Annotated in this window: 8 protein-coding genes; 5 read left to right on the top strand and 3 right to left on the bottom strand. The window is 57.6% G+C overall.

Features of this window, described 5'->3' with window-relative positions; all coding sequences use genetic code 11:
* Positions 1–494 precede the first annotated feature (494 nt).
* The 4 genes from AC0Z4S_RS25760 (at position 495) to AC0Z4S_RS25745 (ending at position 15,213) form a co-directional block, all read left to right on the top strand.
* Positions 495–8,357, top strand: coding sequence for a retention module-containing protein (locus AC0Z4S_RS25760; RefSeq protein WP_485625032.1), 7,863 nt, complete (start codon positions 495–497; stop codon positions 8,355–8,357).
* A gap of 375 nt (positions 8,358–8,732) precedes the next feature.
* Positions 8,733–10,652: a hypothetical protein gene (locus AC0Z4S_RS25755; RefSeq protein ID WP_485625031.1), complete on the top strand. Its 1,920-nt coding sequence runs from the start codon at positions 8,733–8,735 to the stop codon at positions 10,650–10,652.
* A 150-nt stretch (positions 10,653–10,802) separates the two neighbouring features.
* Entirely contained in the window at positions 10,803–12,743 is a 1,941-nt protein-coding gene (locus AC0Z4S_RS25750; protein WP_485625030.1) for a hypothetical protein, read from the top strand.
* A gap of 181 nt (positions 12,744–12,924) precedes the next feature.
* On the top strand, positions 12,925–15,213 hold the full coding sequence (locus AC0Z4S_RS25745; RefSeq protein ID WP_485625029.1) for an autotransporter outer membrane beta-barrel domain-containing protein: 2,289 nt from the start codon (positions 12,925–12,927) through the stop codon (positions 15,211–15,213).
* Between the two features lie 92 nt (positions 15,214–15,305).
* Here AC0Z4S_RS25745 and AC0Z4S_RS25740 read toward each other — a convergent pair whose 3' ends face one another.
* Entirely contained in the window at positions 15,306–16,886 is a 1,581-nt protein-coding gene (locus AC0Z4S_RS25740) for an Ig-like domain-containing protein (protein WP_485625028.1), read from the bottom strand.
* Positions 16,887–16,912: 26 nt separating this feature from the next.
* Positions 16,913–19,834, bottom strand: a complete 2,922-nt coding sequence (locus AC0Z4S_RS25735; protein WP_485625027.1) for a hypothetical protein — start codon at positions 19,832–19,834, stop codon at positions 16,913–16,915.
* Positions 19,835–20,254: 420 nt separating this feature from the next.
* On the opposite strand from AC0Z4S_RS25735, the gene AC0Z4S_RS25730 reads away from it, so the two are divergent.
* On the top strand, positions 20,255–20,923 hold the full coding sequence (locus AC0Z4S_RS25730) for a hypothetical protein (RefSeq protein WP_485625026.1): 669 nt from the start codon (positions 20,255–20,257) through the stop codon (positions 20,921–20,923).
* A gap of 333 nt (positions 20,924–21,256) precedes the next feature.
* On the opposite strand, the gene AC0Z4S_RS25725 is transcribed toward AC0Z4S_RS25730, so the two are convergent.
* Positions 21,257–21,664, bottom strand: a 408-nt coding sequence (locus AC0Z4S_RS25725; protein WP_485625025.1) for a hypothetical protein, incomplete at its 5' end; no start/stop codon positions are given.

The following is a 21,664-nucleotide window of genomic DNA, read 5'->3' as shown; positions in this document are numbered from 1 at the left end:
GCCAAATATTTGACGTAAATTTAGGGTGTAAGCGTTTCACTCTTGTAACAACAGAGCTAAGAACATCCTAGAGCGTAGCTAAGAAAAAATTTTCATAAGGCTTATGCCAAAAAAAACTTATGCGGTTTGTAAAAAGCAGCACATTGTTCAGCTCGAAAGCCTTTGTTTTATGCGCTTTAGGGAGCTCGAAAAGGCTTGAGGAAAGTTCCATTCACTTTGCGAGACACGGCGAAGTATTGCTGAAGGGGAGGGACGCGTAGCGGCGAATGAGCGACAGTTTTTTGTCACTCGAGTGATTCAACGCTGTTACGTAGCGCTAGTGGGTCGATGAATTGGACAGGGTTGGCAAGTGCTTGATGGCGCTGACAATTCTCTTCAGAAGAGGCCTGCGAAACGAACTGTCGAGGGTGCGAGCGTCGCCCCCGGCAACCCGATTGAGCCATGGGCTGCTTCGCGAACCAGTGCCGACGGTGGTCGGCAGCGGAGGATTTCACATGGCAACGCTCATCGGTACGGTCACAAAAGTCATTGGTCAGGTGTTCGCTCAGGCGAGCGATGGCATCAAACGTCCGCTGTTCGAAGGCGATCGTTTGTACGCCGGCGATCAACTGATCACCGGCGCGGAAGGCGCGGTGGCGGTGAAACTGCAAAACGGCGAGGAGTTGACCCTCGGCCGTGGCAGTAGCATCACCATGACCGGGCAACTGCTGGCCGATCAGGCGGTGCCGGTGATCGTCGACGAAGCGCAGACCCCGAGCCAGGCGCAACTCACCGATGTCGAGCAGATCCAGAAAGCCATCGCCGCCGGTGAAGACCCGAGCAAAAACGCCGAAGCCACCGCTGCCGGCCCCAACGCGCCCACCGGCAATCCCGGTGAACTGGGCGGCGGGCACAGCTTCGTTCTGCTGACCGAAGTCGGCGGCCGGGTCGATCCAGTGATCGGTTTCCCAACTGCCGGTTTCAATGGCATCCCCGAATTTCCCGATTATCGCCGCGACGCGGACAACGACACTGGCGACGACACCCCAGCGCCAATCGTGGTGCCACCGCCACCGGTCAACAACCCGGTCATCCTCAACGGTCTCGACGCGGCGGGCGGCGAGCTGAACCTCAATGAAGCCAATCTGCCGACCGGTTCGGCGGCCAATCCAGGCGCGCTGACGCAAAGCGGCAGCTTCAGCGTTTCGGCGCCGGACGGTCTGAACAGCCTGAGCATCGGCGGCATCAACGTGATCGTTGGCGGCGTGCCGATCGGCTTTCCGCAATCGATCACCACACAACTCGGCAACACCCTGACCATCACCGGCTACAACCCGGCGACCGGCACGGTCAGCTACAGCTACACCCTCACCGGCAACGAGACCCACGCGGCCGGCGATGGCGTGAACAACCTCAGCGAACAGTTCACCGTGATCGCCACCGACAGCAATGGCGACAGCGCCACCGGCACGCTGGACGTGAACATCACTGACGATGTGCCCAAAGCGTTTGATGATGCCAACGGCGTTGCCTCGGAAACCTTGCTGACCCTGACCGGCAACGTCCTTACCAACGATATCCAAGGCGCTGATCGTGTGCCCACCGGCCCGGTTACGCCCGGCACTTTCACCGGTACCTACGGCACGTTGGTACTCAACGCCGATGGCACCTACACCTATACCCTGAATACCAACGACGCCGACTTCAAAAACCTGCACGGCGGCGGCAACGGCACGGAAACCTTCGCCTACACCATCACCGATGCCGACGGCGATACCAGCAGCGCCAATCTTGTTCTGCAAATTCACAACAACGACGATCCTGTGACCATCGATGGCCTGAACGTGGCTGGCGGCGAGCTGACGGTTTACGAGAAAAACCTCAGCGACGGCAGCGCGCCGAATGCTGGTGCGCTCACCCAAAACGGCACCTTCACTATCACCGCGCTGGACGGCGTCACCACGCTCACCGTCGGCGGCATCGCCGTAGTCACCAACGGCGTGGCCGCAGGCTTTCCGCAGTCGATCACCACGCCACTGGGCAGCACGCTGACGATTACTGGTTTCAACGCTGAAACCGGTGTAGTCAGTTACAGCTACACCCTGGCCGACAGCGAAACGCATCCGAACGCCAATGGCGCGAATACTCTGCCTGAGCAGTTCGCGGTGACCGCGGTTGATGACAATGGCACGACGGCCACCGGCACGCTGGATGTAAACATCGTCGATGACCTGCCAAAAGCCATCGACGACAGCAACGGCACCGCTTCAGAAACCCAGCTGACCCTGACCGGCAATGTTCTGACCAACGACGTGCAAGGCGCCGACCGCGTACCGACCGGCCCGGTCACCCCCGGAACATTCACCGGTACTTTCGGCACTTTGGTTCTCAGCGCCGACGGCACCTACACCTATACGCTCAATATCAGCGATGCCGATTTCAAAAATCTGCACGGCGGTGGCAACGGCACCGAGACCTTCGCCTACACGATCACCGATGCTGACGGCGATACCAGCACTGCCAACCTTGTCCTGCAGATTCACAATAACGACGATCCAGTCACCATCGACGGCTTGAACGTCGCTGGCGGCGAGCTGACGGTTTACGAGAAAAACCTCAGCGACGGCAGCGCCCCGGAGGCTGGTGCGCTGACACAAAGCGGAACGTTCACCATCACCGCGCTAGATGGTGTCACCACGCTGACCGTCGGCGGTATCGCCGTGGTCACCAATGGCGTGGCCGCAGGCTTTCCGCAATCGATCACTACGCCACTGGGCAGCACGCTGACCATCACCGGTTTCAACGCTGCAACCGGCGTGGTCAGCTACAGCTACACACTGGCGGACAACGAAGCCCATCCGAATGCCAACGGCGCCAACAATCTGCCTGAGCAGTTTGCGGTCACGGTCGTTGATGACAACGGCACGACGGCCACCGGCACCCTCGACGTCAACATCGTCGACGACCTGCCGAAAGCCAACGATGACAGCAACGGAACCGCGTCAGAAAGCCAGCTGACGTTGACCGGCAATGTTCTGACCAACGACATACAAGGCGCTGATCGCGTAACCACAGGACCAGTCACGCCAGGCACCTTCACCGGTACTTACGGCACTTTGGTTCTGAACGCCGACGGCACCTACACCTACACCCTGAACACCAACGACGCCGACTTCAAAAACCTGCACGGCGGCGGCAACGGCACGGAAACTTTCGCCTACACCATCACCGATGCCGACGGCGATACCAGCACTGCCAATCTCGTATTGAACATCCATAACAACGACGACCCGGTGCTGCTCAATGGCCTCGACGTCAACGGTGGCGAGCTCACTGTCTACGAGAAAAATCTCGGCGACGGCACCAGCCCCAACACGCCCGCGCTGACCCAGAACGGCACCTTCACCGTCAGTGCCCTCGATGGTCTGCAGACCCTCACGGTCGGCGGCATCGCCGTGATCACTAATGGCGTGGCCGCAGGTTTCCCGCAATCGGTGATCACGCCGCTGGGCAGCACCTTGACCATCACCGGTTATGATCCGGCGACCGGCGTGGTCAGTTACAGCTACAGTCTGGCCGACAACGAAGCCCATCCAACCGCCAACGGCGCCAATAGCCTCACCGAAAACTTCGACGTCGTCGCGACCGACACCGATGGCAGCACCGCCAGCGGCCAGATCAACGTCAACATCGTCGATGATTTGCCGACCGCGCATGCGGACGCGGCTTCGGTGGTGGAGGGCGGCACCGTCAGCGGCAACGTACTCAACAACGATATCGGCGGCGCGGATGGCCCGGCGGTTACCGGGGCAGTGGTCGGCGTGCGCGCCGGTGCCGACACCTCGACGTCGGCCATCGGCGGGCTCAATTCGCAGATCAACGGCACCTACGGTTACCTGACCCTGGATGCCAACGGCAACGCGGTCTATCACAGCAACCCCAATGTGGTGAACGGTCCGGGCGCAGTCGATGTGTTCACCTACACCGTGCGCGACTCCGACGGTGATGAAAGCACCACGACGATCACCATCGACGTCTACAACAGCTGCCTGAAAGCGGTCAGCGACACTGACGTCACCGTCTACGAAAAAGCCCTCGACCTGAACAAGGACGGCCAGGATCTGGCGGCCGGCAGCGCGGTCGGCAGCGATCCGAACAGCACTGCTGAAACCGCCTCCGGCACGCTGGTCGGTTCGGTCACCGGCGCGGTCGGCGCGATCAGCTACGCGCTGGTCGGCAGCGCCACCGGCAACTACGGACAGATCATTCTCAATACCAATGGCACTTACACCTACACCCTGACTTCACCCGCGACGACCATGCCGCATGCCGACGACGGCGCCAACAGCCTGACCGAAACTTTCACCTATCAGGCCACCGATTCGCTGGGCAATGTCGTCACCAGCACAATCGTTGTGAGCATCGTCGATGACGTCCCCAAAGCGCTGAATGACAGTAACGCGACCCACGCGACGGAAGACCAGTTGACCCTGACGGGCAACGTTCTCGACAACGATGTGCAAGGCGCCGACCGCGTTGCCAGTGGGCCGGTCACCGCCGGTACCTTCACTGGCACTTACGGCACGCTGGTGCTCAATGCCAACGGCACTTACACCTACACGCTGGACGCCAATGACGCCGACTTCAAAAACCTTCACGGCGGCGGCAATGGCACCGAAACCTTCGCCTACACGATTACTGATTCGGACGGCGACACCAGCACCGCCAACCTGGTGCTGAACATCCACAACAATGACGATCCGGTGTGTCTCGACGGCCTCACCGTGAAGGGCGGCGAACTCAGCGTCTACGAGAAAAACCTCAGCGACGGCAGCAACCCCAATGCCTCGGCGCTGACCCAGAGCGGCAGCTTCACCGTGACCGCCCTCGATGGCCTGCAAACCCTGACGGTTGGCGGTATTGCGGTGATCAGCAATGGCGTCGCTGCCGGTTTGCCGCAATCGGTGATCTCGCCGCTGGGCAGCACCTTCACCATCACTGGTTACGACCCGGCCACCGGCGTGGTCAGTTACAGCTACACCCTGAACGACAACGAAGCCCATCCGAACGCCAATGGTGCCAACAGCCTCAGCGAGAACTTCGACGTGGTCGCCACTGACACCGATGGCAGCACGTCCAGCGGTCAGATCAACGTCAATATTGTCGATGACCTCCCGACAGCGCATGCAGATGCCGCTTCGGTGGCGGAGGGCGGCACCGTCAGCGGCAACGTGCTCGACAACGACATCGGCGGTGCTGACGGCCCGGCGGCCACAGGCGCAGTGGTTGGCGTACGTGCCGGGGCTGATACCTCCACTTCAGCCATCGGCGGTTTGAATTCGCAGATCAACGGCACCTACGGCTACCTGACTCTGGATGCCAACGGCAACGCGGTCTATCACAGCAATCCCAATGTGGTGAACGGCCCGGGCGCGGTGGATGTGTTCACCTACACCGTGCGCGATTCCGATGGCGACGAAAGCACCACGACCATCACCATCGATGTGCACAACAGCTGCCTGACCGCCGTCAGCGACACCGACGTCACTGTCTACGAAAAAGCCCTCGACCTGAGCAAGGATGGCCTGGATCTGGCGGCGGGCAGCGTGGTCGGTAGCGATCCGAACAGTACTGGTGAAACCGCCTCAGGCACGCTGGTCGGTTCGGTCAGCGGCGGCAGCGGCGCCATCACTTACACCTTGGTCGGCAACGCCACCGGCAGCTACGGACAACTGCTGCTCAACGCCGACGGCAGCTACACCTACACGCTGACCTCGGCACCGAAAACCGCGCCGAACGCCAACGACGGGCCGAACACCCTCAGCGAAACGTTCACCTACAAAGCCACCGATGCGCTGGGCAACAGCACCACCAGCACCCTCGTGGTGAACATCGTCGACGACGTGCCGAAAGCCGTTGCCTCGGATCGTTCGGTGACGGCGGTGGAGATCGATTCCAACGTGCTCATCGTCCTCGACATCTCCGGCAGCATGGCCGATGCCTCCGGTGTTCCGGGCCTGTCGCGCCTGGATCTGGCCAAGCAGGCCATTGGTGCCTTGCTCGACAAGTACGATGATCTGGGCGATGTGAAAGTGCAGCTGGTGACGTTCAGCAGCAATGCTGCCGACCGCACCACCGTGTGGGTCGATGTCGCCACAGCCAAGACGCTTCTTGCGGGTCTGAATGCCGGCGGCGGCACCAACTACGATGCCGCCGTGGCGGTGATGCAGAACGCGTTCAACACTTCGGGCAAACTCACCGGGGCGCAGAACGTCGGCTACTTCTTCTCTGACGGCAAGCCCAACGAGGGCGATATCGGCACGGCTGACGAAGCCGCGCTGAAAAACTTCCTCGATGCCAACAACATCAAGAACTATGCGATCGGCCTGGGCAGTGGCGTGAGCAACGCCAGCCTCGATCCGCTGGCCTATGACGGTATCAACCACACCAATACCAACGCGGTAGTGGTCACCGATCTCAACCAGCTCAACTCGGTATTGTCCGGCACCGTGCAGGGCGCACCGGTCACCGGTTCGCTGCTGGGCGAGGGCGGTTCATTCGGCGCCGATGGCGGTTTCATCAAGTCCATCGTGGTCGACGGCACCACCTACACCTACGATCCAAAAGCTCTCAATGGCCAGGGTTCGCTGAGCGCAAGCGGCGGCGCCAACCACGGCACCTTCAACACGGCGAACAACACCGTCAGCATCGCTACCAATAACAGCGGCACGCTGGTAATCAACCTCGACAGCGGCGAATACAGCTACACCTCGCAGAAAACCACCGCCGTGGTGATCACCGAAAACATCGGCTTCACCGTCAGCGACAACGACGGCGATCTGGCCAGTTCCACGCTGACGGTGAAAGTGATTCCCAACACGCCGCCGGTGGCGATGGACGATCACGTCATCACCAACGTGCTGTCGGGCAATATCGTGGTGCCGGGCGAGCTGTTGCTGGCCAATGACACCGATCCGAACGGCGACAGCCTCAGCGTCACGCCAACCAGTTTCAACACCGGGTGGGTGTCGAAAGCGGCGGACTTCACCGGCAGCGGCCTGCTCGGTTTCACCGGGCAGACCAATAACTCAGCCAACCAGAACCTGGCCAACGTGCGCAGCGCCTTCAGCGCCAATGCCGCGACCATGACCGCCGTGCTGGTGGTCAGCGGTTATCTCGGCATGGTGAGCAACAGCAATGCCAACGACGAGGACCGCATCACCGTCCACCTGCGTCAGGGCGAAACCCTCAATCTGGATCACAATCTGGCGGCCGGTCATGTCGGCATGGAGTACTCGCTCAACGGCGGCGCCTGGATCGCGCTGGCGGACGGGCAAAGCCTGACCGCGTCGGCCGACGGTATCTATCAGATCCACGTCACCAACATTGCCAATCCTACAGGCGCCGGCAACCCGAATGTCGCGGAAAGCTACCAACTGACCATGACCCTCAACTACGCCGGCGCCCATGACATTACGCCGGACTATCACGGCACTTACACCGCCAACGACAACCACGGCGGCAGCGACACGGCCAACGTCAGCATCAGCTATCAGGACGGCCACACCCTGACCGGCACGGCTGGCGACGATGTCTTGGTGGCGGGCAGCGGCAACAACGTGATCAATGCCGGCGATGGCAACGACGTCCTCAGCGGCGGATCCGGCAACAACGAAATGCACGGCGGCGCCGGCAACGATTTGCTCTACAGCGGCGCCGGCAATGACCTGCTCGACGGCGGCACCGGCAGCGACACCGCCAGCTACGCCCACGCCACGGCCGCGGTCACCGTCAACCTAGGCCTGCCCGCTGCGCAAAACACCCTCGGCGCTGGCACCGACACGCTGACCGGCATCGACAACCTGCTCGGCTCGAACTTCAACGACAGCCTCATCGGCGACGGCAACAACAACGTGATCAACGGCGGCCTCGGCAACGACTTCCTCAACGGTGGCGCTGGCGATGACTTGCTGATCGGTGGCATGGGCAACAATACGCTGACGGGCGGGGCAGGGGCCGACACCTTCCAGTGGCTCAAGGGCAACAGTGGCCACGACCTGATTACCGACTTCACCCCCGGCACCGACAAGCTCGACCTGTCGCAACTGCTGCAAGGCGAAAACGCCAGCACCGCCTCGCTGGACGACTACCTGCACTTCACCGTCAGCGGCAGCGGCGCCTCGGTGATGACCAGCATCGACGTCAGCGCCATGGCCGGCGCCACGCCGAACCAGACCATCGACCTCGCTGGCGTCAACCTCGCCAGCCACTACGGCGTGACACCGGGCGCAGGCGGCATGATTGCCAGCGGCCACGACACGGCGACGATCATCAGCGGCATGCTCAATGATCATTCGTTGAAGGTGGATACGGTTTGATCGAAGGCTGAAACCACAAAACCCGCCGCCCCGGTTGATTCGGGACTGCGGGTTTTGTCTGTCTGTAGAGACGTGTTGTCTTTAAGTCAGCCTTCGCGAGCAGGCTCGCTCCCACAGGGGAGAGCGGTCAAACTGTGGGAGCGAGCCTGCTCGCGAAGGGGGCGGCTTGAACAGCGCATAATCCCGCCGCGCTGCCCCGACCCCATATTATCTAGCCCCCCATGCAAATCGCCTTCCGACAAACGGTAGCAATACCTGTAATTTCTGACAGTAGGCAGCAGGTCTTCAACGTCGTTAAATCAACTCAAGCAGCGACCCATCACACTTGGTGATTTGTGCATGTCCTGCTTGGGATGAGGCGAGGGAGTTCGTTCAATGCAATGCTCTGAATACACGGATGATGACCCGCTTGAGGTGCCTCAAGTCCCTGCCATCCTCAAAGATGAAGAAGGCAAGGAAAGTCCCGATGGGCTGTTACCGCGTACGGCTTTGGCCGAAGACCTGACGGTCATCGTCCCGGATTGGACCGCTCCCTTCGAAGATCCCATTCCATTTATCGTTATCATCAGTTGGGTAGCACAGGGCGGCGCGTTCACCGAAGTCTACCGTGAATCTTACGACGATCCCGGGGAGAAGACGCTGGTTGTCCCCCGGGGGAAGTTGAACTTCGATCACGGCACCTATTCGCTCTCGTACATAGTCGACTATGGCGGCAACCCACTGTGCTCAGAGATCAAGCGAGTCACAGTCGACAGATCGCCGCCGAACGATAATCAGGAACCTGACCCTCTGATTTTGCTGGATGTGGCTGGTGATATTACTGACGACTACCTCTCCGCGCATGGCGAAGTACGGTTTCAGGTACCGTTCTACGTCGACGTCAGGGCCAGGGATCGGGCGATTTATTACTGGACGGACGACCCGAATCCTCCGGATTCGGAAAGCGAAATAGCTGAGCAGGAATTCAGTCAGGAGGACATCGACCAGAACCGCCTGATCATCACCATGACTGAGGCAGATATTCGTGATAGCGGTCCCGGTCAGCGCTTCATTTACTACCGGCTCCGCGACTGGTCTGGAAATCGCGGGCCGCGCTCAACGTTGCTGCCGGCTTTCGTCAATCTGGATCCGGCCCCGGGCAAACTCAAACCGCCGAAGGTGCCATTGTCAGCGCGTGGCTTCATCGACCGGCAACATGCCCGTGAAGGCGCAGTCAACCAACGGGCTGTCACTGTTGAAATAGATGTCTACGACAACCCGGATCCTTCCGACAAGATCTTGATCAGGTGGAACGGTCACGAGCTAGCCCCGCTTGACGTCGATCCCGGCAAGTTCCCGCAAGAGGCTCCCGTGCCCTGGACAATCCTGACAGCAGACGGACCAGGGCCGCTGAATGTTCGCGTGAACTACCGCATTGCGCGCGGCGGTACGCCGACTCTGCCATCGGCCGATACGCGGGTGCTGGTGAACCTGACGATCGCGGGGCAGGATCATGCCAACGCCCCGGCGCTATTGAATCCGACGCTGGCCAGGCTGGAAGTTTACGGTGCCCGATCGAAGCAACTGAACAAACTGTCAACCGTCGATTTCGGTGAGCCGGCCGAGGCACACCTGGTGCTGTATGACAATCCACTGCCGAGTGAAAAGCTATTCCTCTATTGGGGCACGATCAGCACGCCAATTGCCGAATATGAAGTTCAACCCGGTGACACTGCCGGCAAGCCGATCATTTTCAATGTTCCTTGGAAGGCCATCGAGCAGGACAAAGTGAATCCGTCGCTGCCGACCTGGTATATCACCAGTAATGGCGTAAACCTGCAGCAGGCGCAAGTGACGGCCGTTGATGTTGCGATCATCGTGATCGAGAACTTGCCGGAGCCGACATTTCCTCATGCCAACCGGGATGGCGTACTCCATTGCTGCAGCAAGCCCAGATTATGGAAAGGGGTCTACGTACATATCGCCGGTAATGATGCCTTTGATAAAGACGATATCGTCGAATTGTCCTGGCAGGGATGTGCCGGTCTGAATGGAACCGATCCGATTGACGGAACGGACGAAACATTCGAAACAACGCTGACCGCCGTGCAGGCTCGTGAAGGTTTTGATGTGCATGTCAGTGACTACGACTGTCTGATTGCGCCCATGGTAAAAAATGGCTCGGCGCTGTGCAGTTATCACCTGAAAAAAGCCAACGGTGGCATCGGCAACTCAAAAGCAGCATTTGTCATTATCAATCGAACGTGGCCGAGTTGCGAAGTTTGCGGTCCGGATAACGACCTGTGTGAGGAGTAGCTTCCAAGTGTATTGACGCTGTTCGGTCGAAGTTGATTAAACGCATTATTCGAAAGTTGTTCACCCATGCAGTCATTGTGTAAAAAAAACTCTGGCAAGGAAGCTGTTCGCCCTGTGCCAGGCAAAAAGTTGCTCAGAGGATGATAAAAGATGACAAGTTTATACTCGTTGACACCGGAGCAGAATCGCGAACGTTTCTCAGGTGTTCGTTTTCGCAGGCCGAAAGCTGCAGCATTACCCCCGCGACTACATCCGGATAATCCGCTAATGCCTGATGAAGCGGATGATGCTCCAAACCAATTGCACTCGAGCTTTCAAGGTTTTCCTCTGAAAGTTCAGATCTCGCGATTCGCCGAAGCCGATGATCCAAACGCTGTTCAAGGATTTCTTGAGCTTAGGTGGGATGAGACCCCCATACGTTCTACTCGAGTTTCTTTCACCACTCCTGTTGATTCAGCCATAACCGAGTTCGATCTGATTTTGCCCGAAGATTACACAACTTCCTCAGGACCTCATGAGTTGAGTTATGTACTGGATTTTGGCGGTAATACATCGGAAGTAACGCCGCTCCGAATCAATATTGATACAACACCACCATTAGCTTCCGGTAAGGCAACTGTGCCTGCTGAAGTGGAAAGAGACGGTATTACAAAAAAATACCTCGACGATAACGGATTTGTATTGGTTACCGTTCCAACCTATGGAAGCAAGAAGCTTGGTGACCTCGTTGAGTGTTACTTCGGAACGAGTTTGCCAAATGCGACGCCAGTCGGAACAATGATCATAACTGACCCGGCAGCTCTGATTACATTTGAATTGACCGCCGCAATGGTCGGTACCGAAGAAGGTTTAAAATCCATTTTTTATTACATCAGCGACCGTAAAGGTAACCGAAGCACAACACTGTACTACACGGAACTCAATGTCTCGCTGACCGAACCGCCTGAAGGGCTTATAGCACCCAGTATCCCCTTGTTCGATGACGATGCCACCCCCAAACTGGTAGATCTGGCTGACGCCCAGGCCCCTTTGGGGGTCGGTATTCTGGATGAGTATAAAAACTATCTGGCGGATGTCGACGAGTTGGAAGTGACTTTCGACGGGGTCCTACAACCGGCGCAGAAGATCAATGCGTTTCCGTTCTACGTGAACATTCCTTATCGGGATGTATTTAATGGCAACCTCGGTGGAAAAAAGGTAGCCGTAAGTTATCGGATCAAACGCCATAGCCTGTACTTTCCACTTGGCACAACGCCACCTTCAAAAGAGGTGGACGTTGACTTGCGCCGGCCCGGAGACGGCGACGGCGGCGAGAATCCGGATCCAACTCTGGCGTATGCGATTGTGCAAGGTGCGGCTACTACTGCTGAGAATACTCTGAGGGAGGTAGACAAAGACCAAGATGTAACTGTAACTGTTCCGGTTTTCGTCGGTGTCAAAGACAAGGATGTTGTGGCACTGATATGGAAAGGCGTTGAGGTTACGGAGGCGCAAGGTGGTGTAAAGGTTTTGGACGGGACGGAAACCGGGAACTTGGTTTTCAATGTGCTTTGGGAGGTCGCAGACGCGGGTGGCAATGGTATGCCGCTGCTGGTCAGCTACAAGATTACCAACCCTGACATCAACAAAAACGAAGTGCGCTCACGGCCTACGGAGGTCGACGTGCTCATTCGGCCGGCTGTGGTTCCCGAAGTCAAGTTTCAGCATCTTGATCCGAACTACGTTGACTGGCTTAACTGTGGCTCACTGCGCCCGGACCCGATCCTGACCAAATGTGCAGAAGTGCTGGTTTCCGGTGGCGAGCCGCAATTGGCCAATCAAACCCTGGAATTCATATATCAGGGTTATACCGATTCGGCCGGTACGGTAGAAAAACCCGGCACTGAAGAAAAAGTCTCTTACACGCCGACACCAGACGAAGCGGATAGCGGGTTTATCGTAAAAATTCCCTATCAGAAACTATTGGCTACGGAGAGCGCTTGGGGCGATATCACTTATTCGGCAATGATTGACGGACGCCTGGAACCAGCTCAGAGACACTTGGTCAGGGTACACATGAGGAGAGGCGAAGGGTCAGTCTGTGATATCTGATCGTTGATGTTAGGGAGGCATTTATGCCTCCCTTTTTTTGAAGGATTACCAAGTGGTAGGAAGTTTCTATGTGCATTGAAGACTATTCCTACATTTTGTTGTGGAGAGGTCAGGTTATTGTCCGCTTCCGTCAATGCTATTGCGCTGCTCGGGCCCGTAATAATTTCGAGGTGAATCAATCATGAAAATGTTGGATGTATCACACGCTCGCGCTTTTCCAGCACGGTCAGGAATAATGCTATGCCTGCCGGCCGTTTTTTTTTTCGCAGACTTTGCCCATTCGGCCACTATCGTTGATAACACCACGCTGAATATCGATTCGTCTACCGCGCCTACCGACTACGTGGTGCGCAACAAAGGCGCACTGAATGCCTCCTATGCCAATACCCGATCGATCACGGCGCGATCCGGTTCGTCGCTAAGCATCAACGGCAGCACCATCGTTGGCAACGACGGTGGTGATGGCGTAGCCGTGACCAGCAGTCGGGCAAGCATCGATCGAACGACGGTGACCAGTGATGAAATCGGGCTGGTGGTCAATCGCTCCAGTGTCGCCGCGGGTGGATCCACCGTGACGGTGTCCGACAGCCAGATCAGTGGACAACTGATCGGTTCGCAGGTCACGGGCCTGAGCTCCCTGTCATTGATCAATACGCAAGTCATGGGCGCGGCCAGCGATGGCATTGGTGTGAATATCCTTGGTGGAGAGGTGAGTGCTTCCGCGCGTACGACCATCACCGGCCAGGCGACAGGGGTGCGGATGGTCAATGACGCCCTCAATGTCGGAAGCCGTACCCTTTCGCTGGATAATTCCACGGTGCAAGGTATTGGTGGTTCTGCGATTCTGGTGGATCGTGGTACTGAGGCCACGATAAACGTTCTCGACGGTTCCAGCCTTGTTGCTGGCAACGGCAGGTTATTGGATGTTCAAGGGACATCGAGCGCGAGCCTGACCGTGGCCAACAGCTCCTTGAATGGAAACGTCCATGTGGCGGATAACAGCACGGCCAATCTCCTTTTCGACCAAGGCGAAATAACGGGTGACGTGCTGGTCGATGGCAGTTCTACCGCCAACGTCACGCTGCAAAACCGTTCTCAGTTGACGGGTCGCCTCGACAATGTCGACAGCTTGAACATCAACAGTAATTCCAACTGGACACTCACCGGCAACGATTCGATTGGCGCCCTGGGCATGAACGGTGGCACCGTCACCTTCGGCGCCACAACAGACACTCCCGTCACGTATTACACCCTCAATATCGGCACGCTCTCCGGCAACGGGACATTTACGATGAAGGGCGACTTTGCCAGCGGCGAGCATGATTTTCTCAATGTCGCCGGCGCTTCCTCGGGCGACTTTGCCCTGGCTGTCGCGGCCTCTGGTCTGGACGCAGTCTCGCCGCAGCAGTTGACGCTGGTACGTACCGGCACCACCGACGCGGCGAATTTTGCCCTCGCCGGCGAGCAGAGGGTTGACGTCGGTACCTGGTCCTACGGTCTGGCCAGCCGGGAAATCGAAGGGGGAGCCAAGGAGTGGTTTCTCGACCCGACCACTGAGGTCATCAGCCCCGGCGCGCGCTCGGTGCTGGCCTTGTTCAATACTGCGCCGACCGTGTGGTACGGCGAGTCGTCGTCGTTGCGCAGCCGCATGGGTGAGCTGCGTTTCAATGGCGGTCAGGCCGGTGGCTGGATCCGCACGTACGGCAACAAATACAACGTGGCCGACGGTTCGGGCGTGGGTTACCAGCAGACGCAGAAGGGCCTGTCCCTTGGCGCGGACGCCCGAGTGGGTGAAAGTCAGGTGCTGGTGGGCGTGCTGGCGGGCACCAGCGAGTCGGATCTTGATTTGAACCGAGGCACCTCTGGCACGGTGAAAAGCTACTACGTCGGCCCCTATGTCACCTGGCTCGACAGCGACACCGGTTACTACTTCGACGGGATGCTCAAGTTCAACCGCTTTCGCAACGAGTCCAAGATCAACCTGAGCGACGGCAGCCGCACCAAGGGTGATTACGACAACTGGGGCGTGGGCGGTTCGGCGGAGTTCGGTCGGCATATCAAATTGGCGGACGGTTATTTCGTCGAGCCTTTCACGCAACTGTCGGCGGTGCAGATCCAGGGCAAACGCTACACGCTCAATAACGACATGGAAGCCGACGGCGATAGCATGCGTTCGCTGCTCGGCAAGGCCGGCGCCACGTTCGGGCGCAACTTCGGTTTCGGCCATGGCGCCGTGGCTCAGCCTTATGTGCGTGCGGCCATTTCTCACGAATTTGCGTCGAACAACGAAGTGAAGGTCAACAACAATGTGTTCAACAACGACTTGTCGGGTTCTCGCGCCGAGTTTGGTGCGGGGGTGGCGGTGGCCATGTCGGCGCAATGGCAGGTGCATGCCGATTTTGATTACTCGAAAGGCGAGCATATCGAGCAGCCTTTGGGGGCGAATATCGGGGTGAGGTATCGCTGGTAGTGGTTGATTATTCGGTCCAGGATGCAAGCTTGAGCCTTGGGTAAAAAAGCTGCTTGTCCGTAAAGGAACAAGCGGCTTTTTGCTCTTGCAGCTCAAGCGCGTTTGATGCCAAAACCATCGGCAGTCCCGCCGCCGATAGGGGTGTCGAGGCGAGTCGCTGTACTCCCATCTGCAGGGTAAATCACCCATCTCTTGGCAAAGCCGGCAGAGTCTGATGCCCAGCACCATCTTTCAATGGTGCGTTTGCCCTGATAGGTACTGATAAATGCACGCCACTCTGCCAGGGAAGGAATTCTTCCTCCCTGACTGGCTGCCGCCTTGGCGCATTCAGTGTAAGTATTGAAGTGACCTGTTCCGAACAATTTCTCCACATTCGCCGTCGATACCAGGTAACCGGCACTCTGGTTTGCAGAGTCGGTTACGGTGATGGTGACGGTGCCTCCATTGCTGTTTCCCTTGGAAATGACTCTGCCCGTTGTCGCATTGACTTCCGCGATATTGCTGTTACTGGATTGATAGCGGTAGGGAAGAACGCCGCCTTCGGCCGATCTGTCGCCATAGGCGCCCGTCGGCGGATTGGTCGGCGTATCGTCATGCCTGAAGTGCCAGGCATGCAGGGTCATCAATCCCTGATTTATCGTCAACGGCGGAATCGGCGAAATGACCCTGAAACTGCGAACCCCGGTTTCCTGTCCGGTACTGACGGCTCTGACCTTGACCGCATGTTGGCCAATGGCTACCGACAATGTCGTACTCCAGTTGCTTCCGACAGCGGTCACCGTATGTGCGGGGTTGTTGTTATCGAAAATCTGGACCTGCCGGTTGGGTGTGACGGTGCCTCGCAGGGTCACCGAAGTACGTTTGGTCTCGCCACCCTGTTGAACTTCACTGATGCCGTCATGGACCGATGTCAGTGTGGGGGCGATGTGGGCGGCGACGGTAAAGTTCCTTGGTTCACTGTCCACCGGAACAGCACCATACAAGGCTTTGGCGGTCATGCTGTGTGAGGTGGTCGGCAGACTGGTGAGCGGCGCCGACCACTTTTTGTCGGGCGCGACGTCGATCGGTGCGCCAACGGGCACGCCTTTGTTGTGAAGCTGTATCTGTTCTCTCGGAGTGGCTTCACCACGCAATGTGACCGTCGTGTCATACGTGGTTCCGCCGTGCTCAACCGGGCCGATAGAGTCGACAGCGGCCGTGATCGTCGGAGAAATAAAGGCATCCACGCTAAACACCCGGGGCGGGGCCGACTCCGGATTACTGCCGTATTCGGCCCTGGCGATCAGGCTGTAAGTCTTCAAGGTCAGATTGTTTAACACATAGTCCCAATTCCCACTGGCCTTGACGTCCACGGCGGTGATCGGCTTGTCGACTTCGAGCAGGGTTATTTTCTCATTGGGGCTGGCTTTGCCGGTCAGGGTAACGGTTCGGTAATAAGTGGTGCCGTCCATGGGGACGTCACTGCGAATATCGCTCACCCGTGAAATCGTCGGTGTCACGGCTTGAGCCACCACGAAGGTTCTGGGGCTGCCCACCGGCGGATCAATCTCGTATTGCGCTTCGGCGGTGAGGCTATAGGTCTTGACCGTCAGGTTATTAAGGCGGTGGCTCCATGTGCCCCGCTCGTCGACATCCAGGGTGATAAACGGTGCATCGGCGCCCAGCAGGCGCACTTGCAGGTTGGGGGTCGCGCTGCCTTCTACAAAGACGCTGTTGTCATAGGTGGTGGCGCCCTGCGCGACGGGGCCTCGCGAATCGGTGATGACGAGGACTTCGGGTGTTTCTGCAAATTTGACGGTAAAGGTTCTGGGGGGCTGGACACCGGCACGGCGTCATAATGAGCCTTGGCGGTGATGCTGTAGTTTTTTTCGGTCAGGATGCCGATCTTGCGATTCCACATACTGCCCGCGTCGACTGCCGCTGTCCCGAGCGAGGTCGTTTCACCCTCGAACAGCTCAACGGTTTCACCTCGTGTGGCGGTGCCGGAGATGGTCACTTCGTTGTCGCGGGTGGTGCCGCCTTCTTCGATTTCCCTGCGCGAATCCGCCACTTTGCTGATAGCTGGCTGGATGTAGTCATAGCGGGTTCTGATGGTCAATGGCAGCAGTGGAAAGACATAAGCGCTGTTCTCATCTGTGCGGCCATCGAAGGCGACCTTGCAAATCACGGTCGCGGCGGTGGCGTGTCCCAGTTTGATCAACTCGCTTCTGAGCAATGTTTCATTGAGCCCACTGCTCAATTGGGTAGCGGTTATTTCTTCGCCATGGATAATTTTGATGACGTAACGATCTCCGGCAGTGGTTTCTCCAACCAATTGCAGCCAGATGATTTGTTTGGGGCCGATGTGGACCCATTTTTCAACAAGGGCTCTGGCATCCCCGCTGAAAGTCATCAGATCCAGAACACCGCTCGGCGCTTGAGGAACCACAGGACGGGGTAGCTGATTCTCCGGATCGGAAAAACCCGAAACGTATAGATCCAGCGTTTGTGAGGGCGTGGTGATGGTATAGCGCGTGACCTCATACTCGACGCTGACTCGTCGATCGATATTCGCTCCGACCACTGTGGAGGGCAGGTGGAATACAACCGTACCACTGGAATGCCCAGGCAACTCAGAATCCTCGGATGTTCCGGCTCCCGGTGAGCCAAGCCACTTCAACCGGATAAGGTCCTGATCAGGCTTCATGCTCGGATAACTGACCTTCACATCCACTCCCTTCAGTCCGCTCATCGGATCCAGTGTTCCGTCAGGCGCCTGGATCACTTCGGGCGGCGGCAAGTCACCCACCAACTCGCCAATCAGCAGATTGAGTATGGCGGAATACTCATGTCGTCCGGTCGAGGCGCGCAACAGCGAATAACGCACTTTGACGTATTGCCCGATGTTGGCCGTGACGAATGGCGCATTCACCCGGAAGCGCACAGGCTTGCCTTCACTCACCGTGGTGATCGGCACCCAGTCGCTGGTACTGCCGAAGGGATTGGGGCTTCGCCAGTAGTACGTCAGCACATCACCGCTGACGGTTTTCGCCTCGCCGATCAGCACGTGAACGCTGTCGAACACTTTCGATGGATCGAGCACATCCCCCGGCGGTTCGGCCTCTTCGACGACAGGTTTGGGCAGCGTTGCCCGGGTCTTCTCGACTTTGGCCAGCAAGCGCTCGGATTCCGAGATGGCGAGAAGACTCGGTTCATCGTTCGCGACGACGTAGGAAAGGTCGAGCGTGCCGTTATCAAGCACACTGATGTGCTCATCGTTGATGTAGAACGTGACCAGGCCTTCCCTGGCTTCGTTGTCGGTGACGATATGCGGAATCTCATGCGGATACTCGTCGCCATTGGCCTGGGTGCCATACCATCTCAGGCAGATCAGGTCGCCGTTTTTCATGGCGTAGCGCACATCGACGGTGGCGTAAGGCTCGTCCGCTTCAAGGGTGTCGCCGATCAGTTCGCGAATGGTTGGCTCGGGCAACATGTTGACGTCGCCCTTTACATCCGCAACGATCCGCTGGGAAGACAGCGGGTCGCCGTCCTTTTTGTAGAGAATATAAGAGGCGTCGGCGCGGCCCTGAGCGATGGCCCTGATCAAGTCATAGGGCACCTTGATTTCCAGCACGGTGGGAATGTTGTCGATCTCGCGGGTTTCGCTGCAGACGATAGGTTCAACGTCACCCCGCGGCGTGCCGATGAAGGTCATTTTCAAGCTGTCGCCCAGACTGAAGTCCGAGGGGGTGACATGGATCTGCACCGTGACCGGCTGCTTGTTCAAATCCCTGATCGTGATTACGCCATTGACCGCCTCCTTGAAGATTGGAGGTTCCAGGCGCCTGCCGACGGCGTCCACGTCGATGTAGGTGCGTTTGGAGTGGCGGTCGGCCCAGTTCCACAATTCATCATTGACGAAGTACTTGATTTCCAGTTTCAGACCGTCGCCCGCGCGGAGAATGTCTTCCTGTTCGATCCGGATTTCGATCGGTTGCTTGTCGTCGGCCTGGTCCTGGGTGATGCGGTGCGCGGGTAGCGAATACTCACCCACCCGGAGGCGGATCTTGTCGTTTCGCGTGCAATATACGTAGTGAGGGATTGTGACCGGCACCCCCTTTTTCGCCCATTCGGCGTCGATGACGCCCTGTTCAACCAGCTCGGGCGGCAATTGCACGATGTTCAGCTGGGAATGCCCGTCGGGCAAATGCGGCTCCGTGTCACGATCGCCCGGCTTGTAAAGCTTGATCAATATCCGCAAGGACGTCGACGGTGGCTCGGGCCGGGTCTCGCCCACCCGGGTCAGCACATAATGGCAATTCTCGGCCCAGCCCGACTCGGTGGGCGTGGGCACATGGAAGAACACCCGCTGATTGACTTCGTCGGCCGTTACGAGTCGCTCGAGCACTTTCTCGTTGTTCCAGAAGATTTCGAGCTTGTCATTCTCTCTCATGGGTTCCAGGTAAGGATTGATCACGCAAAGCAAACCCTCGGGATCGCTAGTGGCCCCCGAGATGTTGATACCACCATCGCCGTCTTCCACCGGTTCGAGCATCATCGGAATCAGCAGTGGGCGCAGCGCCATCGTTTGATTGCCTTCCCTCAGCGGAGGGAAGCGGAAGAGTGTGGGAGAAGGCATCAGGCAAGTCCTCTTGAAGTGCGTGCAGGCGTGGTGTGGCAGTCGGATTCATCGAGAGGCGGGGTGCTCTGAGGCGCGGGATGTCTGGCGATCATGGGCGTGCACTCCGTGTCAGGTGATGGAGTGATTGAACCCGTGTTGACGGGTTTGCACACCTGTCAGGTCTGACAGGTTTGGTGTGGTATCCGACGAGTGGTCGCGCGTGGCGTGGTCAAGAAAACCTTCTGTCAAAACGACAAAAACCGCCGCCCCGACTCAACGTGGCAGCGGGTTTTTTGTTTACTGGAAGCGAGTGTTTCGCGTCCAGGTTTACCGTCGGTCTGAAAACCCGTTCCACCTGTTAGTTCTTACAGTAGACGCCCCCCTCCCGCTGAGGTGCCATGGACATGGGAATAGTCCCTTGGCGCAGAGAGCATGATCATGGCGGAACTTATCTACAGAAACCTTGAAGGCATGACACTGGACTTTGTTTCAGGTCGACTGGATGAGAACCCGAAGGAGCGGAGCATTCGTTACACGGCGAGCTTCGATCTGGGTCTGGACTTCACCCACTTTGTGCAAATGGCCAATGTTTACAGTCCGGGTTATCTCGACAATCCGGTCAATGCCATCAGGCCCGAGCTGGACGGTCTGGCTTATCACTATTCATATAACTACCTGTTTGATGCGGCAGGCAACATTCGCGACAACCAGGCCTTGTTCGGACTTTTCACCTCGCCACGGTATTACATGGATCAATGGGCGACCGGTCCTGATCTGGAAGTGCGCTTTGGCAAGCCGACGTTTGAAAGTAGCGGTCGCACGTTACGCATCACAGCGTGCAAGGACTTTCGCTCGCTGCAAGATGATCACCTGATTCAACTCGATGAGTTGCCGGTCATCCAGTTCCATTGGGCACTCAATCTGTTGGAAGGTCATCTGGCAGGTCCCGAAATCCGTGCGCCAGAAAGCAAGGTTGTATTCATGTATATGAATGAGGGTTTCGTCGAGGTGGAGGGAGAGCAATTACTGCGGGGGACGCAGTACCTCAGCGGCGAACAACTCAAGTTTGGCGAAATTTTGCCCAAGCAGATTCTGGTCGCGAAGTAGCCAGCGTTTACAGCAAAAGATCGCAGCCTTCGGCAGCTCCAGGTTCGGATTTGAACCGCATGAGCTGCCGAAGGCTGCGATCTTTTGATCTTTCTGCCCGCGATGATTGAGGGAAGGTGGACCAATCCGCTCCCGCGAAAACCACCCGAAAAAAACCGATCCCCTGTGGGAGCGAGCCTGCTCGCGATGGGGCAGCAGAGTCCGAATAACTCAGCGCCTGTTCGCGCCAACCTCAAGCGGCAACTCCAGATTATCTAGCACCCGACTTCCCGCCAGTTCCCCGTGCATGATCAACTGCGCAATGCCCATCAGCGGGCGCCGCTTTTTACGGTTTTAGTAACCCATTTTTATATTGTCAATCCGAATAGTTCTCTCCAAATCTATGCTCATTACAAATCGTTTTATATCCGTACCGTAAAAGACCACATTGATTATCTTTATATTGCCCAGATGGACCCCTTGGGAGTTGTAAAAATCAACATATCCCCTGCCAGTCGAATGTTGCATTTGAATCATTGAGCAAGGTCTGTGGTTGTTAAGTTCCACTTGAACTTTAATCTGTCTAAGCACGTCCCCATTCGATCTCAACTCCAGGAGTGTATTCGGCGCACCAGCAGCAATTCTCGTCACTATTTGATCGTTTGGTAGAGGCCAAGTCAGCGTAATGAGTGGTGTTGAGTACGGAGTGTTTTGAGGAAGAACGCCGGGTTCACAGTTTTCAAAGTCTTCAATATCAAAATT

The sequence above is a fragment of the Pseudomonas sp. 1L-B-1-E-C1 genome, from assembly GCF_057291835.1.
Note: the sequence above shows the minus strand (reverse complement) of the source record. Positions and strands in the feature narration are given on the sequence as shown.

Excerpts from the sequence above, each read along its gene's own strand:
- AC0Z4S_RS25760 (WP_485625032.1), top strand. The coding sequence starts at position 495 with ATGGCAACGCTCATCGGTACGGTCACAAAAGTCATTGGTCAGGTGTTC.
- AC0Z4S_RS25755 (WP_485625031.1), top strand. The coding sequence starts at position 8,733 with ATGCAATGCTCTGAATACACGGATGATGACCCGCTTGAGGTGCCTCAA.
- AC0Z4S_RS25750 (WP_485625030.1), top strand. The coding sequence starts at position 10,803 with ATGACAAGTTTATACTCGTTGACACCGGAGCAGAATCGCGAACGTTTC.
- AC0Z4S_RS25745 (WP_485625029.1), top strand. The coding sequence starts at position 12,925 with ATGAAAATGTTGGATGTATCACACGCTCGCGCTTTTCCAGCACGGTCA.
- AC0Z4S_RS25735 (WP_485625027.1), bottom strand. The coding sequence starts at position 19,834 with ATGCCTTCTCCCACACTCTTCCGCTTCCCTCCGCTGAGGGAAGGCAAT.
- AC0Z4S_RS25730 (WP_485625026.1), top strand. The coding sequence starts at position 20,255 with ATGGCGGAACTTATCTACAGAAACCTTGAAGGCATGACACTGGACTTT.